Annotated in this window: 18 protein-coding genes and 1 tRNA gene; 11 read left to right on the top strand and 8 right to left on the bottom strand. The window is 67.9% G+C overall.

The features are described from left to right. Positions 1–72: 72 nt before the first annotated feature. Together AC4D2R_RS09060 and AC4D2R_RS09055 are read left to right on the top strand one after the other, a co-directional pair. On the top strand, positions 73–816 hold the full coding sequence (locus AC4D2R_RS09060; RefSeq protein ID WP_490939474.1) for a GAF and ANTAR domain-containing protein: 744 nt from the start codon (positions 73–75) through the stop codon (positions 814–816). 69 nt (positions 817–885) lie between these two features. Next, complete coding sequence (locus AC4D2R_RS09055; protein ID WP_490939472.1) at positions 886–1,632, top strand: M50 family metallopeptidase; 747 nt, start codon at positions 886–888, stop codon at positions 1,630–1,632. Between the two features lie 13 nt (positions 1,633–1,645). On the opposite strand, the gene AC4D2R_RS09050 is transcribed toward AC4D2R_RS09055, so the two are convergent. Both AC4D2R_RS09050 and AC4D2R_RS09045 read right to left on the bottom strand, forming a co-directional pair. Then, positions 1,646–1,996 (bottom strand): hypothetical protein, encoded by a 351-nt coding sequence (locus tag AC4D2R_RS09050; RefSeq protein WP_490939470.1) that lies wholly within the window; start codon positions 1,994–1,996, stop codon positions 1,646–1,648. Between the two features lie 324 nt (positions 1,997–2,320). Then, positions 2,321–3,739 carry a S8 family peptidase gene (locus tag AC4D2R_RS09045; RefSeq protein ID WP_490939468.1) on the bottom strand — a complete coding sequence of 473 codons (1,419 nt, stop codon included), beginning with the start codon at positions 3,737–3,739 and terminating at the stop codon, positions 2,321–2,323. Positions 3,740–4,139: 400 nt separating this feature from the next. Here AC4D2R_RS09045 and AC4D2R_RS09040 point away from each other — a divergent pair, with 400 nt between their 5' ends. Then, positions 4,140–4,805, top strand: a complete 666-nt coding sequence (locus AC4D2R_RS09040; RefSeq protein WP_490939466.1) for a hypothetical protein — start codon at positions 4,140–4,142, stop codon at positions 4,803–4,805. 94 nt (positions 4,806–4,899) lie between these two features. Here AC4D2R_RS09040 and AC4D2R_RS09035 read toward each other — a convergent pair whose 3' ends face one another. Beyond that, entirely contained in the window at positions 4,900–5,118 is a 219-nt protein-coding gene (locus AC4D2R_RS09035; protein WP_490939464.1) for a hypothetical protein, read from the bottom strand. Between the two features lie 17 nt (positions 5,119–5,135). Here AC4D2R_RS09035 and AC4D2R_RS09030 point away from each other — a divergent pair, with 17 nt between their 5' ends. Beyond that, the gene (locus AC4D2R_RS09030) at positions 5,136–5,486 is read left to right on the top strand and encodes a hypothetical protein (RefSeq protein WP_490939462.1); all 351 of its coding nucleotides are present in this window, start codon (positions 5,136–5,138) and stop codon (positions 5,484–5,486) included. Between the two features lie 94 nt (positions 5,487–5,580). On the opposite strand, the gene AC4D2R_RS09025 is transcribed toward AC4D2R_RS09030, so the two are convergent. Together AC4D2R_RS09025 and AC4D2R_RS09020 are read right to left on the bottom strand one after the other, a co-directional pair. Continuing rightward, positions 5,581–5,970, bottom strand: a complete 390-nt coding sequence (locus AC4D2R_RS09025) for a hypothetical protein (protein ID WP_490939460.1) — start codon at positions 5,968–5,970, stop codon at positions 5,581–5,583. A 146-nt stretch (positions 5,971–6,116) separates the two neighbouring features. After that, a tRNA-Leu gene (locus AC4D2R_RS09020) sits at positions 6,117–6,200 on the bottom strand. Between the two features lie 226 nt (positions 6,201–6,426). Between AC4D2R_RS09020 and AC4D2R_RS09015 the strand changes: the two genes are divergently transcribed. Together AC4D2R_RS09015 and AC4D2R_RS09010 are read left to right on the top strand one after the other, a co-directional pair. After that, positions 6,427–7,728, top strand: coding sequence for a M20/M25/M40 family metallo-hydrolase (locus AC4D2R_RS09015; RefSeq protein WP_490939458.1), 1,302 nt, complete (start codon positions 6,427–6,429; stop codon positions 7,726–7,728). After that, positions 7,728–8,897 (top strand): acyl-CoA dehydrogenase family protein, encoded by a 1,170-nt coding sequence (locus AC4D2R_RS09010; RefSeq protein WP_490939456.1) that lies wholly within the window; start codon positions 7,728–7,730, stop codon positions 8,895–8,897. Before AC4D2R_RS09015 ends, AC4D2R_RS09010 begins: the two co-directional genes overlap by 1 nt. Here the strand turns inward: AC4D2R_RS09010 and AC4D2R_RS09005 are convergent. Beyond that, on the bottom strand, positions 8,894–9,127 hold the full coding sequence (locus AC4D2R_RS09005; protein ID WP_490939454.1) for a DUF5703 family protein: 234 nt from the start codon (positions 9,125–9,127) through the stop codon (positions 8,894–8,896). The genes AC4D2R_RS09010 and AC4D2R_RS09005 overlap by 4 nt on opposite strands. Positions 9,128–9,168: 41 nt before the next feature. On the opposite strand from AC4D2R_RS09005, the gene AC4D2R_RS09000 reads away from it, so the two are divergent. Further along, on the top strand, positions 9,169–9,474 hold the full coding sequence (locus tag AC4D2R_RS09000) for a hypothetical protein (protein ID WP_490939452.1): 306 nt from the start codon (positions 9,169–9,171) through the stop codon (positions 9,472–9,474). A gap of 5 nt (positions 9,475–9,479) precedes the next feature. Here the strand turns inward: AC4D2R_RS09000 and AC4D2R_RS08995 are convergent, their stop codons facing one another. Next, positions 9,480–10,415, bottom strand: coding sequence for an aldo/keto reductase (locus tag AC4D2R_RS08995; RefSeq protein ID WP_490939449.1), 936 nt, complete (start codon positions 10,413–10,415; stop codon positions 9,480–9,482). A gap of 50 nt (positions 10,416–10,465) precedes the next feature. On the opposite strand from AC4D2R_RS08995, the gene AC4D2R_RS08990 reads away from it, so the two are divergent. Together AC4D2R_RS08990 and mshC are read left to right on the top strand one after the other, a co-directional pair. Next, positions 10,466–11,290 (top strand): undecaprenyl-diphosphate phosphatase, encoded by an 825-nt coding sequence (locus AC4D2R_RS08990; RefSeq protein ID WP_490939447.1) that lies wholly within the window; start codon positions 10,466–10,468, stop codon positions 11,288–11,290. Positions 11,291–11,361: 71 nt separating this feature from the next. After that, a complete protein-coding gene (mshC, locus tag AC4D2R_RS08985) occupies positions 11,362–12,645 on the top strand; it encodes a cysteine--1-D-myo-inosityl 2-amino-2-deoxy-alpha-D-glucopyranoside ligase (RefSeq protein ID WP_490939444.1) in 1,284 nt (427 codons plus the stop codon). A gap of 78 nt (positions 12,646–12,723) precedes the next feature. On the opposite strand, the gene AC4D2R_RS08980 is transcribed toward mshC, so the two are convergent. Further along, complete coding sequence (locus tag AC4D2R_RS08980) at positions 12,724–13,581, bottom strand: PAC2 family protein (RefSeq protein WP_490939821.1); 858 nt, start codon at positions 13,579–13,581, stop codon at positions 12,724–12,726. Positions 13,582–13,720: 139 nt separating this feature from the next. Here AC4D2R_RS08980 and AC4D2R_RS08975 point away from each other — a divergent pair, with 139 nt between their 5' ends. Together AC4D2R_RS08975 and AC4D2R_RS08970 are read left to right on the top strand one after the other, a co-directional pair. After that, positions 13,721–14,482, top strand: coding sequence for an HAD family hydrolase (locus AC4D2R_RS08975; RefSeq protein WP_490939441.1), 762 nt, complete (start codon positions 13,721–13,723; stop codon positions 14,480–14,482). Further along, the gene (locus AC4D2R_RS08970; RefSeq protein WP_490939439.1) at positions 14,479–15,642 is read left to right on the top strand and encodes a site-2 protease family protein; all 1,164 of its coding nucleotides are present in this window, start codon (positions 14,479–14,481) and stop codon (positions 15,640–15,642) included. The genes AC4D2R_RS08975 and AC4D2R_RS08970 overlap by 4 nt, the downstream gene beginning before the upstream one ends. Positions 15,643–15,723 lie beyond the last annotated feature (81 nt).

Raw genomic sequence — 15,723 nt, 5'->3', positions numbered from 1 at the left:
CGGGGCGCCCGGCTGTAAGGTGTCGGTATTCCCCGTTCACGTTAAACGACCCTGATTCCGCGGAGGCCATACATGGTTAGCAACGACAGCGGCATCCGAAACGAGCAGATGAGTTCCCTGCTGCAGGACATGGTGCTGGACAGCGACGACGTCGGACAGTTCCTGACAGAGCTGGTGAAGCTCGCTGCCGCAACCCTCGAGGGAGAAAACGGCGAAATGCTGTGCGGCGTGACCCTCCTGCGCCACCGGCGTGCGGGCACGGTGGCCAGCAGCAGCGAACATGCCCAGAAGATGGATGAGATCCAGTACAACTTTGAGGATGGACCGTGCCTGCGGGCGGCACGCGAGAAGAAGCTCGTCCATGTTCGGGACGTCCGTGAAGACAACCGCTTTCCCGAATACCGGGAGGCGATCCAGGAACACGGCCTCTACTCGATCCTCGGTGTCCCGATTCTCCTCGAGGGTGATGCGAGCGCGGGGCTGAACCTGTACTCGACGGAGCCGAACGCGTTCGACGACGACGCCATCGCCGCAGCCGAACAGTTCGCCGACGAGGCGTCCAAGGCGCTGCGCCTCTCGGTGCGCATCGCGAAGCTCACCGACTCAACGAAAGACCTCAAGGCGGCGATGGATTCCCGCACGACGATCGATCTTGCCGTGGGGATCATCATGGGGCAGAACCGCTGCAGCCAGGAGGCTGCGTTCGAGATCCTGCAGTCGGCCTCGAGTTCGCGGAATATGAAGCTGCGCGATGTCGCTGCCGCACTCGTGGCCTCGACCGGCAACGGGCCGGTCAAAACCCACTTCGATGGCTAGCGCCCCTGTCTTCGGCATCGTCGCCGGAAGCCGGCCCGGCACAGCACCGGCCGCAACGCCTTGGGGCCCGTGAGCGCTTTTGGTGAGGCGTGGTGGAATTCCTTCGCCGGAGCGTTTGTCGCCGTCGCCCCGCCTGTCCTGACGCCGCCCTTCCTGGCGCTGATCCTGGGCGGGGCGTTCGCCGCAACGGTGCCCCGGCCCGCGTGGCGGTACTCGGGCCTATTCGTCACGGTCGTCCACGAGCTTGGACACGCCTTTGCCGCGGTCTCAACCCTGCAGCGCGTGAGCGGCATCCGGTTGCGGTTCGATCAGTCGGGCACAACCACGAGCTGGGGGCGCGCCGGCTGGAAGACCGTATGGACGGGCTTTTGGGGATACCCCGCGCCCGCGGTCGTCGGAGTGCTTCTGGTGTGGGCGGCTGGATCGGGCTGGTCCGCCGCGGCGCTGTCCGTCGGGTCTGTGGTCCTGCTGCTGCTGGTTCTCCTGATCCGCAACGCCCAGGGCTTCCTCATCGCTGGAGCAGCAGCGGCCGCGGCATCCCTCCTTGTGGCCTATGCCCCGCCACCGGTGGTTGCCGGGGTGACGCTCAGCGGAGGGCTCGGTCTCCTGGTCGGGTCGCTGCGGGACTGGATGAACGTTGTGAGGCTCCACCGGCGCGGTGGGCGGGGGCGGCTCGGCTCGGACGCCCACCTGCTCCAGGAACGGACCGGGATCCCATCAGCCGTGTGGCTCTTCCTGTTTGCCGTGGTGATTGCCGGGGCCGGTATCGGCAGCGCTTATCTACTCGCCGGAAGTGTCGTGCTGGGCGTCCGCTGAGGAGGGCGCCCGGTCAGGCGGCCATTCTCAGCCGGGCCTCGGGGGCCAGCGCTGCAGCGAGGGGCATCGTGAGGAGTTCAACCTGACGGGCGCTCAGCACACCGGGCACGACGACCGCCAGGTGTGCTGCCTGGAGCGCCGCGGTGATGTGGTGGGTACCGGCAAGACCGCCCATGACGCCGCTGACCAGGCAACGGATACGGTCGTATTCCCGCTTCGAGGCGTGGTACGCCAGAGTCGCAAGCGCGTCGCGGTAGGCAACGTGTTCCTGGACGCGAAGGCTCTCCGCAGCGACGGTGTGCAACTGCTCCGGCGTCCATACGACGTCGAAGATTTCGGAGGCGGGAAGGGCAGCGTTGTTCACAGAAGGGCTCCAGGTGGGGGTACGGTCGCGATTCCTGCGACAGGGTTATTGAACGCTGTCCACCGCCCGTCTATGCCCGGCGCCGGGCATGGACGGCGTGGCGGCCGGTTTTCCCGGCGTGGCGTCGCAGCGCCGGGCGCTCGGGGTGAGCCGGCACACGGTGCGGCCGCAGCCCATGCCGGCCGTTAACATCGCACCTTCAACGCGGCATGCCCGGCAGGGCCGGTGCCGTGCATACGCGGTAGGCCCATCCTGCAGGCTCCGGAACGGACGGGCCCTGCACAGCGCGCCTGCACCCCGCTGGGGCTCCCCGGTGGGGGCGTTCTACCGGGGGCGGGACGCGCCGACGGCAGCAGCGGCGTCGACCAACCCCGTCCCGCAGCCGCCGGTGCCACAGCCTCCGGGGAAGGGCCGGGCGGTGCGCTTGAGCGTCTGCTCCACCTGGGCGGGGGTGAGCCTGGGGTTGAGCGAGATCATGAGTGCTGCCGCTCCGGAGACGTGGGGCGCTGCCATGGATGTCCCCAGCATGTAGGTGTAGCTCTCAGCGGCCGGGCGTGCTGTTCCGCTGTTCCAGGTGGAGATGATCCCGCTCCCGGTGGGGGAGGGGTCTCCTCCGGGAGCGCTGATGTCTACGCCGGGTCCGTAGTTTGAATACGGCGCGCGGCCGCCCTGGGTGCCGGTGGCACCGACCGTCACCACGTTCTGGCAGTTGGCCGGAGTCGACCGGGCGACGGGCGCGTTCTCGTTGCCCGCGGCGGCCACAACGACGGCGTTTCCTGCGTTCACCGCGTAGTTGACGGCTCCCTGCATTGTGGCGCTGCACGGTTCGTTCCCGCCCAAGCTGAGATTGATGACGCGGGCCGGTGTGCGGTTCACCGGGAGCCCGGGCACGCCCCCGCCGGCTGCCCACACCAGCGCCGCGGCGATGTCACTTGTCCACCCTCCACACTGGCCGAGGGCGCGGATGGGCTGGATCTTGGCGTTGTGGGCGATACCCGCCACGCCCCTGCCGTTGTTCGCTGCAGCGGCGATGGTGCCTGCCACATGGGTGCCGTGCCAGGAGGACGGCGTATCAAGCTCGGCACACCAGTCCCCTGGGTCGGAGGGGTCGGCGTCGCGGCCGTCCCCGTCCCCGGAGAGGGCGGTATCGGCGATCATGTCATAGCCGGGAAGCAGGTTCGGTGCGAGATCGCTGTGTGCGGTGATTCCGGTATCGACGACCGCCACCCTTACCCCGGCCCCCGTCGAGAGGTCCCATGCCGCGGGGACCCGCATTCCCGCGGCCCCGAACAGGCCCCACTGCTGCGGGAAGTACGGGTCGTTCACGGTGGCAGCGGGATGAAGGAACTGATCCGGTTCGGCGTACTCCACGTCCGGTCGGGATTCAAGCGCAGCCACAACCCTTCCCGCATCCGCTTCGCTCAAGTTGCCTGCCGCCTGGAGCACGGCTGCCCCGTCGAAGGTCTGGCGGATCTCCTTCATCGAGATTCCGACGCTGCTGACCACCTGCCGGAAAGCCTCGGCGCGCTCGCCGGAGGAGGCTCCGGCAGGCTGGTCGAACTTCACGATGAACCGGTCGGGCGGCTGCACCCCCGTATCCACCCGGACCGTTCCGGGGGGAGCGGCGGGAGCTGGTGGGGGATCGGCGGTGGCCGCTGCCGGATGGACGGCGAGTGAACCGACGAGAACGGCGACGGCGCAGGCGGCGGCCTTGGAAAGGTAACGGCGTGCATCTTTTGGCATGGGGGTCCTCAAAGGGATGCGGCGCTGCGCGGATCAGCAGGAACTGCGGTCCACGGGCAGCTGGTCAGACGGGTCGCTGTGTCCCTACAAATGCTATCGGCGACGCCCCCGCCTGAGAACGGAGGCGGGTCAGCTATCTGCCCGGGGGTTGACGTGGGACAAACGTTGTACGACCGTGATCCGGCCGGCTGTTCCAGCTGGCGACGGCGGTTGTAGAGTCCTCCTCAGTACGCGGCTTGTGGGGGCAGCCGGGTGCCAAATCGCACTCGTGTGCGGGCTGAACAGAGCCCCAGCCACGGTTTTCGATGAGTCCACACCCTATTCCGCCGTGCTTTCCGCGCGCCGTCAGGGCATGTATTTCAAAGGAGCCATCCACACCTCTCATAGACAGGCAATTACGTTGAAGAAATCACCCGTCCTTGCACTCTCCATCGCCGCGGTCCTTCTCGCCGGGTGCAGCCCGGCTCAGGACGTTTCGGGATCGCCGGACCGCCCGGCCTCGAGCGCGCCAGCCAGCGCCACACCTGCCGACGCCGCACCGACCACGCAGGCTCCGGAACCGACAGCCACCCCGGCACCGACGACGACGCCGGCCGGGGAGGAACCAACGCCCACGCCCGCGGCTGAAGCGCCAGCCGCAGCACCGGCCGCAGCTCCGGCACCGGCTCAAGCACCGGCTCAAGCACCGGCTCAAGCACCCATGCCGGAGGTACCCGTTCCGGCCCAGCCCGCGGTGCACGCTCCGGCAGCGACCTACCCCGACCTCGTTCCCTCCTCGCGCGAGGATGAGGTCCGGGTCACCCGCGAGGCGGGAAGCTCCTGGAACATCTCCGGCGGCGGTTACACCCCGGGTGCTGCGGTACACGTCATGTTCGGTCCGTACCAGACGGATCGATCGCTGATCGGAGATGCGGTGGCGTATGCCGACGCCAACGGGTGTTACTCAATGCGGATCACCCTCTCGGCGGACCTCGCACCGGGCACCTACGGGGTCATGACCCGGCCGGAGCCCCTCTCGGAGGAAGGCAAGAGATTCGCAATCGTTGACGTCGTGGCTCCGTCCTGACAGCGGGCCCGCCGTCCTTCGCGGGCGGCGGGCCAGTGCAGCCTGCTCGGCGGTGCCTCTCAGGCGGAGGGCGCGTCGCCGCAACGCATCCGCGCTACGGGCCTCCGCCGTGCCCGTGCCGTTGCCGGGACCGATCCCGGCGCCAGCCCATCCAGTACGTCGCGGCAAGGACAAGGAAGAGGGCTGCGAGGAGCGGATGGAGCATCCGGTCGGGATCGAAAACCCAGATGATCAGCCAGCACACGCTCACGAACGCGCTGAATCCGGCAAGCAAGAGCTTGACCCAGGTGGCACTGATGGGCGGCTGCGCCATGCCCCAAGCCTAACCCCATGAAGCACCTCGCGCCCCGGGAATTAGTCGCCGCAGCCTGGGAGTGTTTCCGGGTCCCGGTCGGGGGCTTCGACCTGCGCATCGTGGACATCGCAGCTGCGGACGGAAGCCTCGAAATCCTCTTCCACTGGGAGCATGACCCGGTGCTGTACGGCGTGCGGATCGTGCACCCGGACACGACCGACTCCCCGTCCTGGCAGGCCTGGGAGCCTGCAACGGTCGGTGAGTGGGTCGAATACGCGGTCCGGCAGACGCTGATCGAGGAACTCATCACCGGTCTGCTGAACCGCGCCGGGCGGACCTTCGACGGCACGGTGACCTGGGTCAGCATGAACCCGCCAGGCACTTGATTGGCGGGGTACGTCCTCCGGCCGCGCCGGACCCATTCGCGACGAATCAACGCGGGGCGAAACGTCCATTATCACTCCCAGGCCGCGCCGGGCTTTACTGCGGTGTCAGCTTGTCGCCCTGCGACACCCAGACCCGGCCGACGGCGCCAAGGTGGTCCTCCTGGCAACGGGTGGCCTTCTCCTGCAGAGCATCCGAGGCCGCCTGGTCCCCGGTATAGGAGGAGCCAAAGCCCAGCTGCTGGTCATCCATCGGCCGTACCGGCTCGACCGTCATACCTGCCGCGGCCACGCAGGCATGGGCCTCGGCAACCGCGCCCCGGTACTCGGCTTCGGTGACGTGCAGGTCGGCGAGGATCGCCTGTTGATACTGACTTGACCCATCGCGCAGTTCCCGCTTGGCGTCCTCCGACAGGTAGTTGAACGAACACCCCGCAAGGACAGCGATGAGCGCGCCGGCGCTGACGATCTTTCCTGTTTCCCCCATGCCCCCATCCTCGCAGGGACTCCGCCGGAAAGGAACGGGACAGGCAGCCTCGCCATGGCGGCAGGGGTAAGCCTGCGTACATCCGCCTCCTCCCGCGGAGGAAACGATTAAACAGAAAAGCCCCGGAAATCCGGGGCTTTTCACTGTGCGCGGAGGGGGACTTGAACCCCCACCCTCAATAAGAGGACTAGCACCTCAAGCTAGCGCGTCTGCCATTCCGCCACCCGCGCGGGTGGGCTTTTTCCGGTTGAAAACCGTCGAAAGCGGCGAAAAAAACTCTAACACGAGATATGCCGAACCGTTTAATCGAGGCGTTCCACCCGACCCCGGCGGCCGGCGGGAGGCGGAATTCCGGACCTTCCTTCCCACCGCGTCGGCTGCCCCCGGGGTGGCTCCGGCCGCGGCGTTGCGGGCTCGGTAGGCTTGGGGGAGCTACCGCCACCGAGGAGGACCTTCATGAGCATCAAACCCGAAGACGAAGTCGTACGGATCTGCCAGGAGCTCATCCGGTTCGACACCTCAAACTTCGGAGACAATGCCGGGCCGGGGGAGAGGGCCGCCGCGGAGTACACCGCCGGGCTGATCGAAGAGACGGGCCTCGCGACCGAAATTTATGAGGCGGCTCCCGGCCGGGCCTCGGTCATTTCCCGCATGGAGGGAACCGACCCGTCGCTGCCGGCCCTGGTGGTCCACGGGCACCTTGACGTCGTCCCCGCCCAGAAGGAGGACTGGAGCGCCGACCCATTCGGCGGGGAGGAACGCGACGGCCTGATCTGGGGGCGCGGCGCCGTCGACATGAAGGACATGGACGCCATGATCCTTGCCGTGCTTCGGCACCTGCAGCGCAGCGGGATCCGCCCGAAGCGCGACCTGATCTTCGGGTTCTTCGCTGATGAAGAAGCCGGCGGCAAGTACGGGGCGTCGTGGCTGGTCGACAACAAGCCCGGGGTGTTCGACGGCGCCACCGAGGCCATCTCCGAGGTTGGCGGCTTCTCGGCCACAATCGGCGGGCAGCGGACCTACCTGCTGCAGACGGCGGAGAAGGGCATCTCCTGGCTGCGGCTCGTCGCGCACGGGCGCGCCGGGCACGGCTCCCAAATCAACACCGACAACGCGGTGACCCGGCTCGCGCGTGCCGTGGCGCGGGTGGGCGAGTACAAGTGGCCGATCGAGCTGACCCCGACCACCCGGCAGTTCCTCGACGGCGTGACCGAACTGACGGGCGTCGAATTCGACCCCGACAACCCCGAGCGCCTCCTCGCCGAACTGGGAACGGTGGCGCGCTTCGTCGGAGCAACTCTCCAGAACACCTCCAACCCGACCATGCTGAAAAGCGGTTACAAGCACAACGTCATCCCGGGCACGGCCGAGGCCCTGGTCGACGTGCGGACACTCCCCGGGCAGCAGGAGAAGGTGCTTGAGATAGTGCGGGAACTGGCGGGGGAGGGTGTGGAGGTCTCCTACGAGCACAAGGACGTCTCCCTGGAAGTGCCGTTCGCCGGGAACCTCGTGGACTCGATGATCGATGCCCTGCACAGCGAGGATCCCGGGGCCAAGGTCCTTCCCTACACGCTCTCCGGCGGAACCGACAACAAGTCGCTGAGCCGCCTCGGGATCACCGGGTACGGATTCGCCCCGCTGCAGCTGCCCGATGAGCTTGACTTCACCGGCATGTTCCACGGAGTCGACGAACGCGTGCCTGCCGACTCGCTGCGCTTCGGGACGAAGGTCCTGACCCGGCTGCTGAGCACCTACTGATGGTCCCGCCAACCCTCGAGGAGGAACTGCTCCCCGACTCGCTCCTGCAGGCCGTCCGCCAGCGGGCGCCGGAGTACGACCGCCGCAACGCGTTCTTCTCCGAGGACCTCGCCGACCTCGCCGCCGCCGGCTACCTGCGCCTGTTCTGCCGGGCCGGCTCAGGCGGTTCGGGAGCGGGGATGGTGCAGGCCGCCGCGGCCCAGCGCCGACTCGCCGCGGCCGCCCCCGCGACGGCGCTGGGCATCAACATGCACCTGGTGTGGACAGCAGTCGCCAAGCTCCTCAGCGACCGCGGTGACCCCTCACTGGAATTCATCCTCGACGAGTCCGCCGCCGGCGAGGTGTATGCCTTCGGCCTCTCCGAGCCCGGCAATGACGCAGTGCTGTTCGATTCCCTCACCCGGGCAGACCCACAGCCCGACGGCTCGTACACCTTCACGGGCACCAAGATTTTCACGAGCCTGTCTCCAGCCTGGACGCGTCTCGGGGTGTTCGGGAAGGCGAGCGGGTCAGCCGATGGGGACGACACCCTGGTGCACGGCTTCGTGACGCGCGGGACCTCCGGGGTGACAGTGATCGAGGACTGGGATCCGCTGGGGATGCGCGCCAGCCAGTCCAACACCACCCGTCTCGAGGGCGTGCACGTTCCGGCAGCGCGGATCTTCCGGCACCTGCCGGTTGGCCCGAACGCGGATCCCATGGTCTTTGCGCTCTTCGCAGCGTTCGAAACGCTGATCGCCGCGGTCTACACGGGGATAGCCGATCGGGCGCTGCAGCTGGCGGTCGAGGCTGCGAACCGCCGCACTTCGCATCAGCAGGGTCTTACGCATGCCCAGGATCCCCTGGTCCGCCGGCGCATAGCCGAAGGTGCGATGCGCCTCGATGCCCTCGATGCGCAGCTGCGGGCTGTCACAACGGATCTTGACGCGGTGACCGACCACGGGCCGTTTTGGTTCGCCAAACTGGTGGGCCTGAAGACCAACGCCGTCGAAGCAGCGCGGAGGCTGACCGACATGGGACTTTCGGTTTCGGGAGGTGCCGGCTACGCGGCAACGAGCGAGATCGGGCGGCTCCACCGCGACGCACTGGCCGGGCGGTTCCACCCCTCGTCCGAAGACTCGGCGCTCAATACAGTGGCGACTGCCTGGCTGGGGCCGCTGGAGCGCTAGGCCGTGCGCTCGACGCGAAGGACCTTCCGGCGGAGCCAGTATCGGCGTCCTCCGCCGAGGAAAATGCAGCTGCGCTCAAGTTCCCACTTGCCGTATTCGGCGTGCTCGCTGAGGAGTTTCCGGGCAGCGGACACCGGTTCGCCCGCATTGACCGTCAAGACGAGGTACTCGTACTGGCGGGCGAAATCGCGCTTGCGCACCGTGGTTGCGTTGAGAAATTGTTCGCGCATATCCCTCCAATTTGCACCACTTTACCGATAACGTCTAACCCATGAGCTTAGATCCGCGTGTCGCGCTCCAGACCCTTGTGACAGCCCTTGAGGAGCACCTCGCGGCGTCGGCCTCGCGGAGAATGGACGACGATCCGGCGGTTGAAGCGGCGTACCTGGCTGTGGCCGACGCCTTTGAAGCGTATGAGGAAGCACTGTACGAAGCACACGGCGAGGTCACGCCGCTGGAAATCTACGACGAGTCCGATGAGGACGCCGACGAGCTCTCGGAGGACGACCTCGACGAGGTGTCGGACGAGGAGCTGGACGAGGAACCCGTTCAAGAGCGGGTTGACAACGACCGCTGATCGGACTAGCTCACCGGAGCGGACACTTCATCGAGGACGTCGGTGATCTGGCCGGCAACGGGCTTGATCTCGGTCGCCAGCAGTTCCTTGAGCTGATGGGCCGTCCTCGCCCCCACGACGGCAGCGGCAACCACCGGCCGGCCCAGGAGCCAGCGAAGGGCGAGCTCATGGGGCTGCAGGTCGAGGCCCTGTGAGGCAGTGCACAGGGCGTCGGTGACGCGCAGAGGCCTGCCCTCGAGGTAGAACTCGACGTAGGGCGCCCAGACGTCCGAAGCTCCGCGGGAATGAGCAGGCACCCGCCCGCGGTACTTCCCGGTCAGCACGCCCCGCCCCAGCGGACCCCAGGCCAGGATGCCGGCACCGGCCGCGGCGGCTGCCGGCGCCACCTCCCGCTCCACGCCCCTGCTGAGCAGGGAGTACTCGACTTCATTCGCGACGATCGGGAACCCGGCGGTTGCGGCGGCACGGGCGAATTCCCACCCGGCATGGTTCGAAACGCCCACATACCGGGCCCGCCCCGACACGTAGGCGGCTTCGAGGGCGCTGAGAGTTTCATGGAGCGGCACCTGGGCGTCCGGGGCCGGCGCCAGCCACAGATCCACATGGTCGGTTCCAAGCCGCGACAGGGAGGCGTCGAGTGAATCGAGGAGTCCGCGCCGTGACGAGTCAGCCGTCCGGCTTCCCGCCCGCGTTGCCCCGCCCTGGACGGTCAGCACGAGCTCCGAGCGGGCGACGACGTCTCCGATCAGTCCGCCGAGCATCGCCTCGGCCTGGCCCTCGCCGTAACGCGCGGCGGACTCGACGAGGGTGCCGCCGGCGTCGACAAAGAGCCGCAGCTGCTCGCGTGCGGTCTCGTCGTCGACCTCCTGCCCCCAGCCCATCGTTCCGAGTCCGAGCACCGAGACGGCCAGGCCGCTGATTCCCACGTTTCGCCGTTGCATACAGCAAGCCTAAAGCCTGCGCCGAGAAGGTTGCTCTAGGGTCTATACATGTGAATTGGATTGAAGCCGCCATCCTGGGCCTTGTGCAGGGCCTTACGGAATTCCTGCCCATCTCCTCCAGCGCCCACCTGCGCATCGCCGGAGAACTCCTGCCCAACGCGCAGGACCCGGGTGCCGCCTTCACCGCCATCACCCAGCTGGGAACCGAGACCGCCGTCATCGTGTTCTTCTGGCGCGACATCGTCCGCATCGTCGGCGCCTGGTTCGGCTCACTGACGGGCAAGGTGAGCCGGCAGGATCCGGACGCCCGCATGGGCTGGCTGGTGATCCTGGGCAGCTTTCCGATCGTGATCCTTGGCCTGCTGTTCCAGGACCAGATCGAAAGCACGTTCCGCAGCATGTGGCTAGTTGCGACGATGCTCGTCGTCTTCGGGCTGATCCTCGCGGTGGCGGACGCCGTCGGCAGGCAGACCCGGGACCTCCGGCGGCTTACCTACCGGCACGGCATCCTCTACGGATTCGCGCAGGCGCTGGCCCTGATCCCCGGCGTTTCGCGGTCGGGCGGAACCATCACAGCCGGACTGTTCATGGGCTACACCCGCGAAGCCGCCGCACGCTACTCCTTCCTCCTTGCCGTGCCTGCGGTCTTCGGCAGCGGCATCTTCCAGCTGGTCAAGAGCTTTGACAACCAGGGCCCCTATGGGCTGGGGGAGACCGCACTTGCCACGGTGATCGCCTTCGGTGTGGGCTTCGCCATCATCGGCTGGTTCCTGAAGTTCGTCTCCACGCGCAGCTACGGACTCTTCGTCTGGTACCGGATCGGGCTCGGCCTCGTGCTCTTCACCCTGCTCGGGACCAACGTCATCAGCGCCTGAGCCGGTCCGCCTGCCTCCGCGACGCAGACGGCCTGTGCCGGGCAGCCGCCGCGAGAACGTAAGGTAGAAGGGTGATTGCGTGGAACTCCAGCCCCGTCCCGGACCTTCCCGGCCAGCAGTCGGGCATCGAACTGTACGACACACCCCAGGGGCGCGTCGTCCCCCTGCCGCAGGAGGACAATCCGAGCCTCTATGTGTGCGGAATCACCCCCTATGATGCGACCCACATCGGGCACGCGGCCACCTACGTCGCGTTCGACCTCCTGAACCGCGTCTGGCGGGACACCGGGGCAACCGTCAGCTACGTGCAGAACGTCACCGACGTCGACGACCCGCTCCTTGAACGCGCCACCGCCACCGGCGTGGACTGGCGGGATCTGGCCGAAGAGCAGATCGCACTGTTCCGTACCGACATGGAAGCCCTCAACGTCCTCGCGCCGGACCACTACGTCGGGGCGGTCGAGGCAATCGACTGGATCGTTCCGGTGGTCGAGGCACTCCGCGACGCCGGCCTTGCCTACGCCGTGCCCGGCTCCGACGGCGAGCCCGACGGCGACATCTACTTTTCGGTTACGGCGGCCTCGGCCATGCACGGCAAGGACGACGCCCTGTGGTTCCTCGGGCAGGTCTCCAACCTGGCGGAAGACGAGATGGTCCGACTGTTCGCCGAACGCGGCGGAGACCCGGAGCGGTCCGGGAAGAAGCACGCCCTCGACCCGCTGCTGTGGCGCGTGGCCCGGACCGGTGAACCGAGCTGGGAAGGCCGAAGCCTCGGCGAGGGACGTCCCGGCTGGCACGTCGAATGTTCGGTCATCGCCCAGCGGTTCCTCCCTTCCCCCTTCACGGTGCAGGGCGGCGGATCCGATCTCATCTACCCCCACCACGAGATGAGCGCCGCACACGCATCAGCGAGCGCCGGTGTTCCCCTGGCGCGCCACTACGCCCACTCGGGGATGGTTGGATACGACGGCGAGAAGATGAGCAAGTCACGGGGGAACCTCGTGCTCGTCTCCAAGCTGCGAACCGACGGCGTTGAGCCTGCGGCGATCCGCCTCGCCATCCTGAATCACCACTACCGCTCCGAATGGTCCTGGACCGACGAGGCGCTGCAGGAGGCCACGGCGCGCCTCGGAGCCTGGCGCCGGGCACTGGGCACCTCGACCGCCGCATCGACCGAGACCCTGATCAAAGACCTGCGGGCCGCGCTTGCGGCCGACCTCAACGCTCCCGAAGCGCTGCGGGCGGTAGACCGGTGGGCGGAGACCGCTGCGGCAGCCGGGCTCCCGGCAGGCACCGCCGACGGCGCCCGGTCAACCGCCGCGGCGCTTGACGCCCTGCTCGGCATCCGCCTGTAGGCACGGAACCCGCCTCCAAGCGCGAGCGGCTCCGGAAGACCACGGCGGGAACCTGCGCGCGGGCCCGGGGGCCGGCAGCTACTGCTCGCGCCGGCGTTTCTTGAGGTAGCGCTCAAACTCGCGCGCAATCGACTCGCCGCTGGCCTCGGGCAGGTCCACCGTGTCCTTGGCCTCCTCGAGCTGCCTCACGTACGCGGCCACCTCCGGATCTTCGGTGGCGAGTTCGTCAACGCCGCGCTCCCACGCCTCCGACTCCTCGCTGAGCACCTGCGTCTCCAGGTTGACCTGCAGGAGTTCCTCAAGCCGGTTCAGCAGGGCCAGCTGGGCCTTGGGCGACGGCGACTGCCCCACGTAATGGGGCACGGCCGCCCAGAGGGACATCGTCGGAATGTCGGCGAGCAGGCCCACCTCCGCCAGCACCCCGACAATCCCGATCGGACCCTCATAGGTTGACGGCTCGACGTCGAGGCCCTCGCGCAGCAGCTCGTCATCGGAAGTAACGGTCACAGGAATCGGACGGGAATGGGGGACGTCGGCAAGCAGTGCGCCGACAAGGACGATGCAGTCGACCTTCAGCTCCTTAGCGGAGGCGACAAGCTCGGCGGTGTAGGCACGCCACTTGTAGGAAGGCTCGACGCCGTGAACGAGGATGAGGTCGACGTTCGAACCGGGCACGGGCGCCCGGCTGATCTTCGTCGTCGGCCATTTGATCCTCCGCTGCCCAGCGGCGTTGCGCTTGATCATCGGGCGGGTGAACTGAAAATCGTAGAACTCGTCGGCGTCAATGGTCGAAATCTTCTCGCTGCCAAGATAGCGGCCCACGAACCGCAGGGCGTCGCTTGCCGCTTCGCCGGCGTCGTTCCACCCCTCGAACGCGGCGAGCATGATGGTGACGCGCCGGTCGGGGTTCGCGTCGTCCTGAAAGAGGTCGCGCACGCCGTGCGGCTGGCTGTCGTCGAAGGTGTTCACTTCTTCACCCTAAACCTCAGCGAGCGGACATGTCAGTCACCGCGCGAGTGCTTCGCGGACAGCGGAGCCGCAGGAGACGCCCCTGTACCCGCCGTAGACTTGGGACATGGCCACCCCTGCTTCCCCGACCGCCGTCGACGCCCGCCCCCGCCCGTTCCCAGCCGATCCGGAATCCCGTGCCGCCGTCCAGGCCGTGCTGTGGGACATGGACGGAACAATCGTCGACACGGAGCCGTACTGGATCGAAGCGGAAATGGAAATCGTCAAGGCCCACGGCGGAACCTGGTCGCCCGAGCAGGCCAAGGCGCTCGTCGGGCAGGCCCTGCCGTTCTCGGCCGGACTCCTCCAGCAGGCCGGCGTTCAGCTGACCGTGCGGGAAATCATCGACCACCTCACCGGCGTGGTGGTGCAGAAGGTCCGCCGTCAGGTCCCCTGGCGCCCGGGAGCCCGGGAATTGCTTGAAGAACTCCGCCTCAACGGCGTTCCCTGCGCGCTCGTGACGATGTCCGAGCTCGCCCTCGCCTCCGAGGTGCAGGCCCAGCTGCCCGAGGACACATTCGACCTCCTTGTCACCGGCGACAGCGTTACGCACGGCAAGCCCCACCCCGAGGCCTACCTCACGGCGTTCGCACGCCTTGCCGAGCGTACCCCCGGCCTGACCAAGGAACGGGTCGTCGCCATCGAAGACTCGCTGCCCGGGGTGACCTCGGCCCTTGGTGCCGGGGTTGTGACGCTTGCGGTGCCACACTTCGTGCCGCTGCCCGAAGACCCTCGGCGCACCGACTGGACCACCCTCGAGGGCAGGACGCTCCGGGACCTGGATTCCCTGGTTTCCGGCGGGGCATCCACACCGGAGCCCGGAGAATGAACGCCGCGGCCCCCACCGGGCCGGAACGCCGCAGCCAGAAGCTGGGGGTCTCCCTGGGCAGGATCGCGGGAATCCCGATCGTTCTGACATGGTCCTGGTTCCTCATCACGGCGGCGATCGCGCTCTTCTTCGGACCACGCGTTGCGCTGAACTTCCCGGAACTTGGCGTCGGCGCCTACGGCGTCGCCCTCGCCTACGCCCTGCTGCTCGCCTTGTCGGTCCTCATCCACGAGCTTGCCCATGCCCTTACCGCCCGGGCCTTCGGCTGGCCGACCACCCGCATCGTGCTGAACCTCTGGGGCGGGCACACCCAGTTCGAGACGTTCAGCGCCTCGCCCGGCCGTTCACTGAGCGTTGCCCTTGCCGGGCCCGCGGCGAACCTTGTCCTCGCGGTGCTCAGCTGGGGGATCCTCACCCTCACCGAGCCGTTCTCGGTGGCCCAGCTGCTCGCGAACATCCTCCTCTGGGCGAACCTGCTCCTTGCAGCGTTCAACCTCCTCCCCGGGCTGCCCCTGGACGGCGGCCGGCTCGTCGAATCGGCGGTGTGGAAAGCCACCGGCAGCCAGGAGAAGGGCACCATCGCCGCGGGCTGGGCCGGGCGCCTCATCGTCGTGCTGATTCTCGCCGTCGTGCTCGGCGTGCCGTTCCTTGCCGGACAGGCACCGTCCCTGCCCCTCATCATCGTGGCAGTGATTGCCGGTGCGGTCATGTGGTCCGGAGCAGGAGAGGCCATCACGATCGCCAGGATGCGCCTGCGGTTGCCCGAGGTGAGCGCCGCCCGGCTCAAGCAACCCGCTTTCGCGGTTCCCGCCGCCACCCCTGTGAACCATGTCCGCCAGCTCCTTGCGGGACGCCCCGACGCCGCCGTGATCCTGATCGGAGCCGGGGGCGGGGCGGATGCGGTCGTCGACCCGGTGGCACTGGGCGACGTGCCGGCGGCAGCGGCGGCCGCAACACCGGCAGCGGCGGCCGCACGGCCCCTTCCCGCCGGTTCGATCGTTCCCGAGTCCGCCGCCGGAGAGCAGCTCCTGCAGCTGCTGGCACGGCTCGAAGGCAACGAATTCCCCGTCATCGACCCCCGCGGGAGGGTCACCGGCCTGCTTCACCGCTCGGCCGCCATCGACGCCGTCACAGGCAGGCGCACCCCGGGTCGGCCCTGACCCGCCCGCCCGATCGGCCCGCACCAGAGGCTCGTCCCAGCACACGTCTCAGCACGACCTGCACGTCTCAGCATCACCTCA

This window comes from Arthrobacter sp. TJ-217, from assembly GCF_058269255.1.
The sequence above is the reverse complement of the archived record's forward strand: the minus strand, read 5'-3'. Positions and strand labels throughout refer to the sequence as shown.